The sequence below is a fragment of the Aquirufa sp. OSTEICH-129A genome (assembly GCF_054558355.1).
On the sequence record NZ_JBPXKC010000001.1, the window covers coordinates 192531 to 208696 of the forward strand.

13 protein-coding genes are annotated in these 16166 nt (G+C 37.8%); 11 read left to right on the forward strand and 2 right to left on the reverse strand.

The features are described from left to right. Nucleotides 1-12 precede the first annotated feature (12 nt). Both SKC36_RS00850 and hemF read left to right on the forward strand, forming a co-directional pair. On the forward strand, nucleotides 13-2625 hold the full coding sequence (locus tag SKC36_RS00850; protein ID WP_459452610.1) for a transglycosylase domain-containing protein: 2613 nt from the start codon (nucleotides 13-15) through the stop codon (nucleotides 2623-2625). 2 nt (nucleotides 2626-2627) lie between these two features. Then, nucleotides 2628-3524 (forward strand): oxygen-dependent coproporphyrinogen oxidase, encoded by an 897-nt coding sequence (gene hemF / locus SKC36_RS00855; protein ID WP_459452612.1) that lies wholly within the window; start codon nucleotides 2628-2630, stop codon nucleotides 3522-3524. A gap of 87 nt (nucleotides 3525-3611) precedes the next feature. Here hemF and SKC36_RS00860 read toward each other — a convergent pair whose 3' ends face one another. Both SKC36_RS00860 and SKC36_RS00865 read right to left on the reverse strand, forming a co-directional pair. Beyond that, complete coding sequence (locus tag SKC36_RS00860; protein ID WP_262899901.1) at nucleotides 3612-4013, reverse strand: hypothetical protein; 402 nt, start codon at nucleotides 4011-4013, stop codon at nucleotides 3612-3614. Nucleotides 4014-4061: 48 nt separating this feature from the next. Continuing rightward, nucleotides 4062-5156 carry an o-succinylbenzoate synthase gene (locus SKC36_RS00865; protein ID WP_459464026.1) on the reverse strand — a complete coding sequence of 365 codons (1095 nt, stop codon included), beginning with the start codon at nucleotides 5154-5156 and terminating at the stop codon, nucleotides 4062-4064. 67 nt (nucleotides 5157-5223) lie between these two features. Here SKC36_RS00865 and lpxK point away from each other — a divergent pair, with 67 nt between their 5' ends. The 9 genes from lpxK (at nucleotide 5224) to mnmE (ending at nucleotide 16154) form a co-directional block, all read left to right on the forward strand. Next, nucleotides 5224-6231 carry a tetraacyldisaccharide 4'-kinase gene (gene lpxK / locus SKC36_RS00870; RefSeq protein WP_459464028.1) on the forward strand — a complete coding sequence of 336 codons (1008 nt, stop codon included), beginning with the start codon at nucleotides 5224-5226 and terminating at the stop codon, nucleotides 6229-6231. A 29-nt stretch (nucleotides 6232-6260) separates the two neighbouring features. Beyond that, nucleotides 6261-8252, forward strand: coding sequence for a putative porin (locus SKC36_RS00875; protein ID WP_459452617.1), 1992 nt, complete (start codon nucleotides 6261-6263; stop codon nucleotides 8250-8252). Nucleotides 8253-8505: 253 nt separating this feature from the next. Then, the gene (locus SKC36_RS00880) at nucleotides 8506-8844 is read left to right on the forward strand and encodes a transposase (RefSeq protein ID WP_459452619.1); all 339 of its coding nucleotides are present in this window, start codon (nucleotides 8506-8508) and stop codon (nucleotides 8842-8844) included. 29 nt (nucleotides 8845-8873) lie between these two features. Continuing rightward, on the forward strand, nucleotides 8874-9158 hold the full coding sequence (locus SKC36_RS00885) for a transposase (protein WP_459464030.1): 285 nt from the start codon (nucleotides 8874-8876) through the stop codon (nucleotides 9156-9158). Nucleotides 9159-9259: 101 nt separating this feature from the next. Beyond that, nucleotides 9260-9799 (forward strand): gluconate 2-dehydrogenase subunit 3 family protein, encoded by a 540-nt coding sequence (locus tag SKC36_RS00890; protein ID WP_459452622.1) that lies wholly within the window; start codon nucleotides 9260-9262, stop codon nucleotides 9797-9799. A 10-nt stretch (nucleotides 9800-9809) separates the two neighbouring features. Continuing rightward, on the forward strand, nucleotides 9810-11519 hold the full coding sequence (locus SKC36_RS00895) for a GMC oxidoreductase (protein ID WP_459452624.1): 1710 nt from the start codon (nucleotides 9810-9812) through the stop codon (nucleotides 11517-11519). 6 nt (nucleotides 11520-11525) lie between these two features. Continuing rightward, nucleotides 11526-14441 (forward strand): PD-(D/E)XK nuclease family protein, encoded by a 2916-nt coding sequence (locus SKC36_RS00900; RefSeq protein WP_459452626.1) that lies wholly within the window; start codon nucleotides 11526-11528, stop codon nucleotides 14439-14441. 64 nt (nucleotides 14442-14505) lie between these two features. Then, complete coding sequence (locus SKC36_RS00905) at nucleotides 14506-14790, forward strand: SCP2 sterol-binding domain-containing protein (protein WP_109322748.1); 285 nt, start codon at nucleotides 14506-14508, stop codon at nucleotides 14788-14790. Then, on the forward strand, nucleotides 14790-16154 hold the full coding sequence (gene mnmE, locus SKC36_RS00910; protein ID WP_459452628.1) for a tRNA uridine-5-carboxymethylaminomethyl(34) synthesis GTPase MnmE: 1365 nt from the start codon (nucleotides 14790-14792) through the stop codon (nucleotides 16152-16154). Before SKC36_RS00905 ends, mnmE begins: the two co-directional genes overlap by 1 nt. The last annotated feature ends 12 nt before the right edge of the window (nucleotides 16155-16166 follow it).

Below are 16166 nucleotides of genomic sequence, written 5' to 3' on the forward strand. Positions count from 1 at the left end.
TTCAATCCATTTATGCTACAACGAATTCGCGCAATCGTTCAACAGCTTAAAAGCCTTTTCTGGACAGGATTGGAGCGTTTAACGGTTTTGTTCTTGTCCTTATTAGCTCGTGTCCTAGGAGAAAAGAAGTATTCTTGGCTGGTAGGCCAAGTGGCAATGACCAGTTTTTTTCTACGGACAAAATGGAGATTAATCGAGGCTTATTATGAAGCCCGAGTAGACCGAAATTCTCCTTATTATCGTCCCATTGTCACCATGTGGAAAGTAGCGGGTAAAGTAGTCATGTATGTGCTAATCTACCTGTTTGTGATTGAGACCAATATCTTTTGGTTGACGGGTGAAATGCCAGGAGTAGATGAATTGCAAAATCCTAAATTATCTCAAGCTTCTGAAATTTATTCTGCTGATGGTGTTTTATTAGGAAAATACTTTGCAGAAAATAGAACTCCAATACGCGATTATAAATTGCTTTCGCCTTACCTTGTTCAAGCCCTAGTGGCAACCGAAGATGCCCGTTTTTACGAACATACCGGTATAGACTTTCAAGCTTGGGCAGGAGTGGCTCTGGGATTAGTAAAAGGCGGTGATCGTGGGGGAGGAAGTACCATTTCTCAGCAATTGGCTAAGAATTTATTTAAAACAAGGACTAAAAAAGGATTTACCAAAACAGGTTTATTTGGCTATATTCCAGGTTTAAGTAAGTTGATATATAAATCCAAAGAGTGGGTGACCGCCATTAAACTAGAACGTTTTTATACCAAAGATGAAATCATCCTTTGGTACTTAAATACGGTTGACTATGGAAATAATGCCTACGGTATTAAAGTAGCATCTAAAACCTATTTCAATACTTCCCCAGATTCTTTAAATATCCAAGAGGCTGCTATTTTAGTGGGACTTCAGAAAGCTACTACGACCTATAATCCTAAGCGTTATGAAGGTAAACCATTGGAACAAAATAAAGCTTGGAAACGTCGTAATGTAGTCTTAGCCCAAATGGTAAAGGCTGGTTATCTCAAGAAAAACGCCTTCGATTCATTAGCTAAAATGCCTATTGAATTACATTCTAATGAAGAATCACCCTATGACGGTACTGGCAATTATTTCAAAGTGGCCATTGCTAAATATTTGAATGAATGGGCTAAAGCCAACGATATGGAAATTGATTTATATCGTGATGGTTTGAAAATCTACACGACCATTGATTCTAGAATGCAGATTCATGCTGAACAAGCCGTGGAGTCAGGTATGCGTTCCATTCAAAAAACATTTGATAATCACTGGACTGGGCAAAATCCTTGGGTAGATGAACATGGTAAAGAAATTCCTGGTTTCATTGATACAGTGGCTAAACGTACGGAATACTATAAGGCATTAGTACATAAATACCCCAATAATCCCGATTCTGTCATGCATTACATGAAGAATGTCAAGCGGAAAATGTGGGTGTATTCCAGGTCTACCATGGGTGAAGAACAAATGACCATGAGTGCCTATGACTCGATCCAATATTATAAGCGATTCTTACAGTCAGGTATGATGACCTTGGATCCATACACAGGGCATATTAAAGCTTGGGTAGGTGGATTGGATTTTAAGTATTTTAAGTACGATCACGTAAAGCAATCGAAGCGTCAACCCGGATCTACATTTAAACCCTTCGTTTATACGGCCGCGATTGATGGACCTAAAGATTTGTCGCCATGTTACATGATGACCGATGAGCCATTTGAACTGGAAGTAGAAGAAAAGGGCGAAAAGAAAATTTGGAGGCCATCCAATGCTGATGGGACTTTTTCCTATTCGGCTATGCCCATACGTAGGGCATTGGCTAAATCCATTAACTCAATTACTGCCCGTTTAACCAATGAGGTAGGAGCGGACACTGTTATGTATTATGCACAGAAAATGGGAATCAAGAGTCCATTAAAAGCGGTTCCTTCCATAGGATTGGGTTCTTTTGATGTTTCCTTGTACGAAATGATTGGTGCCTATTCCGCTTTTGTCAATGAAGGTATCCATGTGGAGCCAATGATAGTTCAAGAAATTAAGGATCAAAATGGCAAGGTTTTACAACGTTTTGACCCTGTTTCTTACCGTGTCATCAAAAAAGAATCAGCTCAATTAGTTCGCTCCATGTTAGAAGGGGTGGTTTATGAAGGTGGAACAGGTAGTTCATTATTATGGAACGAGGGAGAAGTTTTATTACCGGCCAATAATCGATATGCACCTGCATTTGCAGCTAAAACCGGTACAACATCCAATCATTCAGATGGTTGGTTTATAGGTATGACACATAATTTAATATCCGGTGTTTGGGTTGGTGGGGATGACCGTTCCATTCACTTCCGAACGGGTGCTTTGGGTGAAGGTTCTAAAACAGCCTTGCCGATTTACAAGCGCTTTATGATAAAAGTTGTCAATGACCCTCTTTTGGCTAATTATAAGCCCGTGCCTTTTGACAAATTAGATAAACGAGTGGTTAAAAAGGATTTTAACTGTCAAAGTTCATACAGTACCCTACCAGATTCACTTCAAGTCAGTGATTCGGAATTGGATTCACTCAATTCTTTATTAGGAAGTCCTACTGAATCGCCTGATACCAATCAACATTCCCCTCAATAAATATGCGTAAGGAAGTTATAGCCGAATATTTTAAAGGTTTGCAAGATTCTATCTGTAAGGGCATAGAAGCCGTAGATGGGGGTAGTAGATTTAAGGAAGATAATTGGAAGCGGAAGGAAGGCGGAGGTGGTCGCTCTCGAGTGATTGTGAACGGGAATATCTTAGAAAAGGCTGGCGTGAATTTTTCAGCTGTATTTGGACCATTGCACCCTAAAATGGTGAAAAGTCTAGATTTAAAGGAAGAGGTAGATTTTTTTGCCTCTGGAGTTTCTATTGTTATGCACCCAATCAATCCTTGGGTACCGATTATTCATATGAATGTTCGGTATTTTGAATTAAGCAATGGCGAAAACTGGTTTGGTGGAGGTATAGATTTAACGCCTCATATCATCATACCTGAACAGGCCAAATGGTTTCATGAACAAATAAAATCAGTTTGTGACCGCTTTGATAAATCCTATTATCCTAGCTATAAAACTTGGGCAGATGATTATTTTTTTAATACTCACCGAGAAGAAACACGAGGAATAGGAGGGATATTTTTTGATTATGTCAAATCAAAGAATCTTGAAGAAAAATTAGCCCATTTTGACTTTGTTAAAGCGGTAGGAGAAGCTTTTGTGCCAATTTACAGTCATTTGATGGAAGAAAATGCTATCAGGCCCTTTGGAGAGAAAGAAAAAGCGTTTCAGCTTTTGCGTCGTGGAAGGTATGTAGAGTTTAATTTGGTACATGACAGGGGTACAAAATTCGGTTTAGAAACGAATGGTAGAACAGAATCAATATTGATGAGTTTGCCTCCATTAGCTAGCTGGGACTATATGCACGATTATTCTGATTACCCTTTGGGAATTGAAACGCAGAAATTATTAGTCAAAGGTATTGATTGGGTATATTAATTTTATTCCCATGTGATTAAAAGAAAAGCCACTAGAAATAAATCTAGTGGCTTTTTTATGTTGTGTTAACGATACTCGTTGGAATGATTAGCTTTCTTTTTCCCAAACTACAGAGATACCTTTGGGAGTCATTAATAAAATTCGCGTAGGTGAAGGCAAAAGTACTAATCTTGCACCCACCGCTGGATTTTCAATCCATTCAACCTCTACACCCTCTTTTTTACCTATTTCAATTTCTCCATCTTCTGTTTCAACAAATTTTTTGGCTAGGTAAGCGGTAGGTAGGAGCACATCAGATTCTGGACAATGTTTGATATGAACCTTTTCGAGAATTTCTTCTAATTGATCACCATATTTCTCATTAAAATCATCTTCTAAATCGTGTAAGATTTCTTCTACATCATCATAGCTTTCATCTGAATAGTTCAATTTAGAGAGTTCTAAACGTTTTTCAAGGATGGCAATCATTGCCGCGTCAATCGTATTCATGAAGTATTTTTCTAATTTTTTGTAAAGATAGGCCTTAAAATGTATTTCCTAAACATGATTTTCATGAAATGGATTGATCCGATTAAAATTTGGGTTGAAATGTAAATTTCCTTTTTGTATGGATAAGCCCGAGGCAAAATTATTGGTATACAAACTACCTGTCCCTAAACCTTGAGGTAGATTAGGGGAATAATCCGCAGTGAATTGCGCAATGGCTTGAAGACCAATATTTGATTCCAAAGCCGAAGTAATCCACCAAGCCATTTCCCTAGATTCCGCAGCTTGAATCCAATCATGACTTGCTGAAAATCCACCTAATAAACTCGGTTTTAAAATAAGGTATTGGGCGGGAATTTTATCTAGTAATTGATTTTGTTGATATTCAGACTCTAAGCCTATCAGCTCTTCATCGAGCGCAATGGGTAAAATATTTTCTTTACATAAATCGGCCATCGCATTCCATAAACCTGCTGCGATGGGTTGTTCTATGCTATGAATATCAAGTTTGGCTAATTTTTCCAATTTATGAGCGGCCTCCTGTGTTTTAAAAGCCCCGTTAGCATCAACTCGAATAGTCAATTGTTCTTTCGAAAACTGACTTCTAATGTTCTTTAAAATGGCTAATTCCTGTTCAAAATCGATAGCCCCAATTTTTAATTTTAAACAGGTATATCCTTGAGCTATTTTTTCTTCGATTTGATCTTCCATGAAATCTGCTTTTCCCATCCAAATGAGTCCATTGATGGGTATTGACTGATTTCCTTGGCTAAAATCATTATCAAAATATTGTCCATTTTTGCCCATGATGTAGTCGAAGACTGCCATTTCAATGGCAAATTTATAGGAAGGGTAACCAAGAGGTAGCTCCTTGACAAATAAGGGAATTTCGTCCAGGCTTTCCGGAAATAACTCCCAATTGGCGCTTTTAATATATTTTTCAAAGCCCGCCAATCCCTCTTCTTCAAATTCGGGGCTTAATCCTCGTAACGGTCCAGCTTCACCTAAACCCACTTGAAGAGGATTTTTTTTATTCTTTATCTGAATGAAATATGAATTTTTTTCAGTCAGCACACCCCGAGAAGTGCCGGCTTCAAAATGAAATTTTAAAGCATGTTTTTGGTAAGAAACAGATATATCAAACATGTATGCAAGTTATTATTTTCTTGGCTGTTTTGCCGCCTCGACGATTCTTTTTAGCTTTAAACTTGATATGAAAAAATTATTGACTTGGTTTCCAGCATTACTTTATGGAATAATCATATTCTTGCGAAATACATGTTATGATTGGGCTTGGTTTAAATCACATCATTTTGAAAAGCCCAAAACCATTGTAGTAGGAAATCTAGCAGTGGGCGGTACGGGCAAAAGTCCTTTAGTGGCCTATTTGATTCAACACGCTCCTTGGCAATCAGCTTTAGGTATTTTGAGCAGGGGATATGGACGACTTAGCCATGGCTTCAAATGGGTTCAGACTAGTTCGACAGCCAGTGAGGTAGGAGATGAGCCCCTTAGCTATAAAACCTCATTTCCCAATATCCATGTAGCTGTTTGTGAAAATCGGGTTCAAGGAATTCATCAAATGTATGCCGAGTACCCAGAAATAAGCACAGTAATTCTAGATGACGCTTTTCAGCACCGTGCCTTGAAAGCAGATTTTAATATCGTTTGTACAACTTTTGATCAGCCCTATTTTAAAGACCATTTAATGCCCATGGGCCGGCTCCGGGAATGGAGAGAAGGTATTCATAGGGCGGATGTGGTTGTGCTTACACGCTGTCCTTCTCACCTAAGCAGACAAGAAATGCAATGGTTTCAATCCCAAATTCCTAAACCCGTATATTTTGCATCTATTCGCTATGCTAAACCCTTAGGTCTGAATTCGGAATCCATTACCACCTGGTTTGCCATAGCCGGTATTGCTGACCCGACATTGTTTTTTCAACAAGTTGCCACCTTAGGTGAGTTAAAAAGGACACAATCTTTCCCTGATCACCACCGTTTTAAGTCGGCAGAGCTTGAAGAAATGAACAACCTAGCCAAGAATATGGCATCACATGAAGCATTTATTACTACGCACAAGGATTTTGTTCGTTTACAATCTGTCGCTAACGACTATCCTTTCTTGAAACAAAAACTGCTCTATTTGCCCATGGAGATGTATTTTTTAGAGCAAGAAGCTGAGTTTTGGAATGTATTGAAACAGAGCTTAGCAATATAATTTCCTTAAATTAAGCTACCTTTGTGGGGATGAAACATCGCTTAGCCGTACTTTTTTTACTTTTATTTTTGTTGCCGATTTCTATTTGGGCACAAGTGTTAACACCTGGTACATCTTCGGGTTTTCCAGGAACACAAAATCCCAATGATCGAAATAGTTTCCCCAATCCTGCCAATCCTACGACTCCTTCTAAAAGTAAAGGTCCACAAAAAAGTGGTAGAGCTGCTCTGGATGATTCCACTAAATTGATTTATGGTCCTAATACCATGTATTATCTGTACGAATCAGATATGGTTAATTCTAAGGACATTAAACGAAGAATTGACACGACACTAACTCTTTTTCAGCGCTATTTATTTCAAGAAAAAAGCGGTTTTTTGACGGCTAATTTAGGTAACGATGGAACGGCCGTTAGAAATGTGTTTTATCAATCTCCAGCTAGCCTAGGGACGCAACTAGGTTACTCAGTTTATGCTCCTTATGCTTTCCAATCGGATCAAGTGCGGTATTTCAATTCTAAATCTCCTTATTCGGAAGTGGAATATAATTTGGGCGGAGGAGGACAAACGCGTTTGAATTTTAATTTCGCTAGAAACGTAGATTCCTTGTGGAATATTGGTATTTCACTTCAACGAATGGTGGCCGACAAAGTATTAACGGATGCGGCATTTAAATCTGGAGAACAAAGTTTATTAGGTCAATGGGGCCTTTTATTACATACTAATTATCAATCAAAAAATGGTAAATACCGTTTACTTGGGCATATTAATTATTTTGATCAAGGTACAAATGACCAAGGTGGGGTTAAATTATCAAAAACCTTAACGGCAGATGAAGCTCTAAAATATGTAGATAATACAGCTATTTTATCCAATTCACTTTCCCAATCCAATGATAAATTCATCAAATTCCATTTATACCATGAATATATTGGCTGGAAAGGTTTACAATTGTTTCAAACCTTAGATGTTGAAAATAGGACCGTTAAGTTTCGAGATAAAGCATTTCAACAATCATTAGCCGATGGTTTTTATCCTAGAACTTATATTCAATACATTCAGGCTCCGAGTGAAGATTCTCTTTACAATGAAAATCAATGGTCTTCCTATAGCCATCAAACAGGTTTTAAGGGTATTTATAAGCAATTTGTATACCGAACCTACCTGAAACAAAGGTATTGGTCTGTGTATAATCCCATGAATAATAGTAGTCTAGATCGATTTGAAAATTATGTTGGTATATGGTTAAATCAATCATTCAATAAAAATATTGATTTTACAGCCGAAGGGGAATATTTATTAGGTTCAGATTATCGATTGAAAGCTAATTTTCAATCCCCATTCTTTCAAGTCACTGCTCAACGAATTTCGTATAGTCCGAGTATTGCCCATAACTGGGTGTATAATACCTCATATCGATGGAAAAATGATTTTGCCAATATTTCCATTGATGAAATTTATGGAGGCATTAGCTTAAAATCTAAATCGATTTATTTTAAACCAGGTTTAACCATCCAGCGAATTTCAGATTGGATTTATTTTGATACGCTAGCCACGCCAACTCAAGTAAAAGCGGATATTGGTGTTTTTAGAACTAATGTAGACATTGGAGGACAATGGCGGAAATTCTCTTGGTTTACTAAAGTATATGCCAATACGCAAACTGGCCCCGATGTTATTAGGATGCCTAATTTATTGATAGACGCTAATTTAGCTCTAGATGTTCAATATAAGAAGTTGCTTTATGTTCAATTTGGAATTGATGTTCATCATCAATCGGCCTATTTTGCGGATGCCTATCAGCCTGCTTTACAGCAATATCATATTCAAAATAAGTATCAAGTACCTGCTTTTGTACAAGTAGATCCTTATGTATCTCTGCGTATTAATCGCGTGCGATTATTTTTTAAAATGTCCCATGCCAACTTTGGCTTGTTGAACAATAATTTTTACACCGCATATTTACATCCCGCTATGTCACGCGTTTTTGGCTATGGTGTGAAATGGCTTTTGTTTGATTAACAAGATCCGATGCAGTGCATCAGCTTTTTTGGTTGGAGGGTTTACAGAGCCGATGCACTGCATCTGCTTTTTTGGTTGGAGGGTATACAGAGCTGATGCGGTGCATCAGCTTTTTTGGTTGGAGGGTTTACAGATCCGATGCACTGTATCAGCTTTTTGATATTTTGGGATTAGGATTTTTTTTGAGCATTTAGGGTATTTTTTTTGTAGTTGATTTCCGATTAACTCGGATTAGCATCAAAAAAATATACCTATGCCACCAATGAAACCAAGAAAATTCCACGATAAATATAGGGTAGATACAACAAGAAAACGAGACTGGGATTATCGAAGACCAGCAGCCTATTATATTACCATTGTAACCAAAAATAGAATTCCATTCTTTGGGTCCATAGTAAAAAGTCAAGATGCTTCTGACTCAAAAATGCAATTAAGTGAATTAGGAAAATTGGCTGAAAAGTTTTGGAGAGAAATACCTTCACATTTCCCTTTTGTAGAATTAGCCAATTTTGTCATCATGCCTGATCATTTGCATGGTATGTTGATAATCAAAAATTACCCCGTTTCAACTTCACAATTCAATCAATCTTAGGTAAGGAAATTTTAAATACTTCCAATGAAATGAATGCAGATTCCGTTCGAGATTCTAATTCATTTAAAAGGACCAAAAAAGGTATACCAAATGCTTATATGTCTTCTATTTCACCCAAAAATGGTTCCATATCATCCATAGTTCGTTCCTATAAATCTGCTGTATCTAAATTTGCTCATAAGTTTACTCCAGATTTTGGCTGGCATTCCAATTATCATGATTATGTAGTTTTAAATAAAAGGTCATTTGATAACATGCAGCGCTATACGCTCAATAATCCCAAAAATTGGGGAAAGAAGAAATCTCCATTGTAAAATGGTTTAAAATAAAAGATAGCCATTTACTTTTACCCAAATTTCAGCACAATAAGCTCCCAATTTTTCATTAGATTTACCATGTTTTAAATCTATTACTAATGACAACAATTTCTCGTCGTGAGTGGGTAAAAGGAATGACATTAGCCACATTGGGTACTGTCGCTTTTTATGACCTTTCCGCCCAAGCCAAACCTAATTTTCCTGTTTCTAAAAAAGCACCAGCCTGGACAGCCAAACAAGAACAAATACTGAATGAATGGATAGGAGTTATAATTCCAGAGTCATCCATTCCTGGGGCAGTAAGTTTAGGAGTTCCTAAATTTGTAAAAACCATGTTAGATGATTGTTATGAGCTTTCTGCTCAAGAAACTTTCCGTCAAGTTTTAGATGCTTTCCCTAGTTCTTTTGAATCCTATGTTAAAAAAGCTTGGTCACAAGCTAATCAAGCCGAAAAAGAGGAATTTCTTTTTGCTATGGCCAAAGGTAATGTAGGTTCTGGTGCTCAAAAAGCCATGTCAACCTTGAAAGGTTTAACGATACAAGGTTATACTACTTCGGAAGAAATTATGGTCAAATATTACAATTACGTCATGGCGCCAGGTTTTTTTAATGGCTGTGCTCCTGTCAAAAAATCATAAGGTAAACTCAATGAACTATTTAACAAACGCTGAAAAACGCACTTATGGTGCTATCGTAATCGGGTCGGGAATGGCAGGAGGATGGGCTGCCAAAGAGTTTTGTGAGAAAGGAATTAAAACATTGGTTTTAGAAAGAGGTAGAAAAGTAACTCACAATGAAGATTATCCAACTACTTTAATGTCTCCTTGGGAGTTTCCTCACCGTGGTCGTTTGTCGGAGGAAGAATTAGCTGAAAATCCCATTATATCCAAGTGCTACGCATTTAGAGAGGATGCAAAACATTTCTTTGTAAAGGATAAAGAACATCCTTATGAACAAGACAAGCCTTTTGATTGGATTCGAGGATATCAAGTAGGAGGAAAATCCCTTTTATGGGCCAGACAAACCCAACGTTGGTCTCAATTGGATTTTGATGGTCCTGCTCGAGATGGCTTTGCCACACCTTGGCCCATTACTTATAAAGAATTAGACCCTTGGTATTCTCATGTAGAAAAATTTGCTGGTATTTCGGGTAATAAAGATGGCTTGGATGTATTGCCTGATGGTGAATTTTTACCGCCTCATGAATTGACTTGTGTAGAAAAGCACTTTCAAAAAGAAATTAAAAGATTATACAATGATCGACATGTGATTATCGGTCGATGTGCTCATCTAACCGAGCCTAAGGAAATTCATTACCAACAAGGTAGAGCTCAATGTTTAGGTCGTAATTTATGTCAACGGGGTTGCCCTTACGGGGGATATTTTTCCGCAAATGCCTCTACTTTACCTTGGGCAGCTAAAACTGGAAATATGACTTTACGGCCAGATTCTGTGGTTCATTCCATTATTTATGATGAGAAAAAACAAAAGGCCGTAGGTGTTCGGGTGGTTGATGCACATACCAAAGAAATGGTGGAATATTACGCTAAAGTGATTTTTGTTACTGCCGCAGCATTAAATACCAATCTGATTTTATTGAATTCGACTTCACATCGATTCCCCAATGGATTAGGAAATGACTCAGGGCTTTTAGGTACACACATTGCATTTCATAATTATAGAGCATCCATTTCAGCAGATTATGAAGGATATTTAGATTATAAAACGGAAGGAGGCCGTCCAAATTCGGGATACATTCCTCGCTTCCGTAATTTGTACAAGCAAGAAACCAATTTCTTGAGAGGTTATGCCGCCGGTATGAACGCAGGAAGGGGTTCAAGTACTGACCGCGAAGGTTTAGGAGAAAGCTTGAAGAATTCCTTGCTTAATCCCAAAATGAATCAAATGTGGTATGCTGGATCACATATGATGGGTGAAACCATTCCAAAAGAATCCAATAAAGTTACTTTGGATAAGCTAAAAAAGGATGAAAATGGTATGCCTATCTTGCATGTCAATGTGGCTTATGATGACAATGACGATAAAATGGTTCAGGATTTTATTGACCAATTTACCGAAATGTACACCAAAGCAGGCTTTAAAAATATACGCCATCGGGATACTAAACAAGCTCCAGGATTGGATATTCACGAAATGGGAGGGGTTCGCATGGGAGCAGATCCTAAAACTTCCTTGTTGAATAAGTGGAATCAAATGCACCATGTGAAAAACGTTTTCGTCACAGATGGAGCATGTATGACTTCTACATCCACACAAAATCCTTCTTTAACCTATATGGCATTTACGGCTAGAGCCGTAGATTATGCTGTTAAGGAGATGAAAAAGGGGAATTTATAAGCGCGGATGAAATCATTTTTAAGGCAAACAGCGGAACACCTCATTGCTCAACATGGCTTTGATGAAATAAGGGAGGTGGCTATCGTCATGCCATCCCAACGTGGTGCGCTTTACCTTAAAACACAATTAGCTCAATTGGGAGAAAGACCATTTCTTTCTCCTAAAATTATGACCATTGAGGAATTTGCTCTGCAAATGACAAATTCCGAGCTCATTGACCCCATTTCTTTATTGTCAGAAGCATTTACTTGCTTTAAAGAGGTTGATCCTCAGGTAGATTTTGATCGATTTGTTTCCTGGGGACAATTGATGTTAAAGGATTTTGATGTGCTCGACCTTTATATGGTAGATCCCGTTCAATTATTTTCTTTTCTTTCTGAGGCTAAATCTTTGGAGCGGTGGGGAAAAGATTATGGTGAAGAACATCCAGAAAAATTCATTACCGAACATACCAAGGCATATTTTCAGCTTTATGATCATTTATTAGAGGTTTATATTCGACTCAAAAATCGTTTAGATTCTTTGGGATTGGTTTATCGGGGAATGGCCTATCGGCGCTTGGTGGAGAATTTAGAAAAAGGTATCGCTCTTCCTAAAGCCTTCAAAAAGATTTATTTTGTTGGCTTTAATGCTTTGTCCAAAGCTGAAGAAGATATCATTAGCCTACTTTTGAAACAAGGATTGGCTAACACGCTTTGGGATGCGGATGAATATTATGTGAAAAATAAATTTCATCGAGCAGGCAATTGGTTAAGAAATTATTCTCATCCTGCTTCTCAAGAATATTTATCTCGTGGACCTTTCCTTTGGATGGGTAAAAACCTAATGGAATCACCCAAAAAAGTCCAAATTTTAGGTGTGGCCAATCCCTCTGCTCAAGTTTATGTGGCCATGGAGGCCATTAGGAATTGGGCAAAAAATCATGGAGATCATGAACAGGTGGCATTGGTATTAGGGGATGAATCCCTATTGGACTCTTTGACACAATATATTGGTGAATTCAAGGATCGATTGAATATCACGATGGGTTTTTCCATCAAAAAAACACAGATTTATTCCTTACTGAATTTATGGTGGGAATTAACCAAAAGAGGTGTAGATGAACGCTATCCTATGTCGCATTTCTTGAAACTTTGGAATCACCCATTGGTTCAAATTTATGCTGACTCGGAATCTAAAAAAAGACAAGTTCCTGCCCAAAATATACTTTCCAAGCTAGGTGAGGAAAGTTTATATCTTTCATTTGAACAAATAAAGGAACTTCAAATTCCTTTACTTCAGCATATTGTAGTTCAATTAGACGATGAATTTTCTATTATTCTAAGTCAAATTAAGGGTTTTGTCGAACAAATTTTAAGGGCCTACCCTAAAAATGAATGGGATGAAGAAGCGCAAGCCATTCAACAGGCATTTGATGTTTGTGAAACCTTAGAATCCGCTATAAAAGGTCGTTTCCCAATTTCCTATAAAAGTGGAAAAATATTGTTGATGCAATTATTGCAGCAGCAAAAGCTGACATTTGAGGGACCTGATCATAGTTCTAGAACCTTGCATGTCATGGGTTTATTGGAAACTAGAACCCTAGACTTTGATCGTGTGATTGTATTGTCTTTGAATGAAGGTTCATTACCAGGGACAAGAAAGCGAGAAAGTCTAATTCCTACCGACATCGCCAATATGTCGTATTTTTCATTACCTACTTTTACCCAAGCAGATGCGGTAACAGCTTATCACTTTTATCGCTTGATGCAACGTGCACAAGAGGTCATACTCTGTTATGTTCAACCTTCTGAAAAATCAAGTATCAAAGAAATGAGTCGATTCATTAAACAGATACAATTTGATTGGCAAAAGAAGAATCCTAACCTGATTTTGGAAGAACCCATTTTGCATTTGGGACAAACTCAACAACAACAGGAAGAACACATTACTCGAATTGAAAAAACGGGTGAGATGCGACAAAAGATAAAGGATGTGTTGCAAAAAAGGGGGCTGTCTGCATCTTCTGTATCCATGTTGGTTACCTGCTCCATGAAATATTATTTCTCTCAAATAGTGGGTTTGCGAGATGATAAGCAGAGTGATGACGAGATGGGAGCGGATGTTTTTGGTACCTGGATTCATAAGGTATTAGAAATAATAGATGCCGAGATCATTGAAAAGTATTCGGGTAAATTAGAGCTAGTGGATTGGAACGATAAAATCAACCATTTGGATGATTATTTACATGAGGCCATACGAGAAATAGAGAAAGAAAAAGGGGTATTTGAACTAGAAAAGGGCTTTAATTATGTGTTAAAAGAAGTTGCCAAAACCATTTTACAAAATTATTTAGAATCTTCTCCACAATGGGAAAAGGAAAACATTGAACTTTTGGTGGTAGAAGGAAGTTTAGAAACCATGGTAAATGTTCCAGTAGATGGAGATATTTGGCCAGTTAAGTTGAAAGGTAGGATAGATCGCATGGATCTTTTGGGGGAGAATACCATTAGGATTTTAGATTACAAAACAGGTAAAGTAGAAGCCAAGGATTTAAAGATAGCAGAGGATTTGATATCGGAATTAACATCCGATGAAATAAAGGAAAAACTGTTTCAATTGTGGTTATATAAGTTTTTATTAGGAACTGAGTTAACTAAATCCAAAGAAGATCGAGTAGGATATTTGAAACAATTCCAAGCTGACCATATTCAAATACAGCCTGGCATCATATCATTCAGGAATTTGGGTTCAAAAGTATTAACTGAGAATATTGAATTTCAAGAACGTCAACCTTTGTTATCATTTTTAAAAGAATCAGAACAATTGGTGGAGCATTGGGTTCAACGTTTACTAGATCCTACCCAAGCATTTGAGAAAACAAGTAATTTGGAGGATTGCCAGTATTGCGACTTCAAGGGTATTTGTCGGCGTGAGGTTTAGTGTATTTTATTAAGGAATTAAATGCCTTAAATTTGCTTTTTATTGACACATTTATAAAAATAACATGACATTTCAAGACATCAATGATCGTATTGCTACCATGGCTGCACAGAAAGGCGGCTTAGGAGTTTCATTTAAATTTGCTTTCCCAGAAGGAATCATCGTGGTAAAAAATGATGGAACGGTTACTAATGAAAATGAGGAAGCGGATTGTACTATTTCGGCAACAGTAGAAAATTTCAGTAAGGTAATGTCGGGTGATTTAAATCCGATGATGGCAGTAATGACTGGAAAAATCAAGATTTCAGGCGATATGTCCGTGGCCATGAAATTACAAAACTTGTTATAATGGATTTTAAGGATACGATCATTGCCCTAGCCACGCCTTTGGGTGTGGGCGCAATTGGTGTCATTCGATTGTCGGGAGATCAGGCAATTGAATGGGTTAATGACGTGTTTCCCAACAAAGATTTAAGTAAGCAAGCGCCTCATACTTTACATTATGGGCGTATTGAGTCGGGTGGAAGGGTATTTGATGAAGTGGTGATTAGTTTGTACAAAGGCCCCAAATCTTATACCAAAGAAGATGTGATTGAAATATCTTGCCATGGTTCGCCATATATTCAAGAAAGTATCATTCAATTATTCGTTGAAAAGGGGGCTCGATTGGCTCGGGCTGGTGAATTTACACAAAGAGCATTTTTAAATGGTGCCTTTGACTTAGCCCAAGCAGAGGCGGTGGCTGATGTTATCGCAGCGGATTCTGCAGCAGCTACCTCGGCGGCTTTACATCAATTACGGGGTGGATTTTCTCAGGAATTGGCGGCCTTACGTGAGGAATTGATTCATTTTGCCTCATTGATAGAATTAGAATTGGATTTTGGTGAAGAAGATGTTGAGTTTGCTGACCGACAAGATTTGGAGGATTTGGTCAATAAGTTATTGGAAAAAGTCAGGCCCTTAGTGGCAAGTTTTAAAGCCGGAAACGCCATTAAGAATGGAGTTGCAACGGTTATTGTGGGTAAGCCCAATGCGGGTAAATCTACGCTACTCAATGCCTTATTGAAAGAAGAGAGGGCTATTGTTTCGGATATTGCTGGTACCACCCGTGATAGTTTAGAAGATGAATGGGTTTTAGGAGGTATTCGATTTCGATTGGTGGATACAGCCGGACTACGAGATACCGCAGATGTCATTGAGGCACAAGGGGTACAAAGAACCCAGGCTTGGGTTAAAAAGGCCCAAGTGATTTTGTATGTAGTGGATGTGACCAAGGATACCAAAAAAGATATTCAGGATACGGTTGAGGAGATGGCCAATTTGGAAATCCCTTTGATATTGATTTTAAATAAAGTAGATGAAGCTCAACCAGACATCTCCAAATGGGAATCTTTGGGCTTTCCTACGGTCGCTATCTCAGCTAAATTTGGTCAGGGATTAGCGGATTTTGAACAAAAATTATTGGATGTTGTGGGATTGAATCAGGTGTCTAACTCAGGAACCTTAGTGACCAATTTGCGGCATTATGAAAAGTTGAAACAAACCCAAGAGACATTGGAGGAGGTTTTACATGCATTGAAATCGAATTTAACAGGAGATTTAATCGCTCAGGACCTTCGTTATGCCTTACATCATTTAGGTGAAATCACAGGAGCCATTTCCAATGACGATTTATTGAAAAATATCTTTGGGAAGTTTTGTATTGGAAAATAAATCTTTATACCT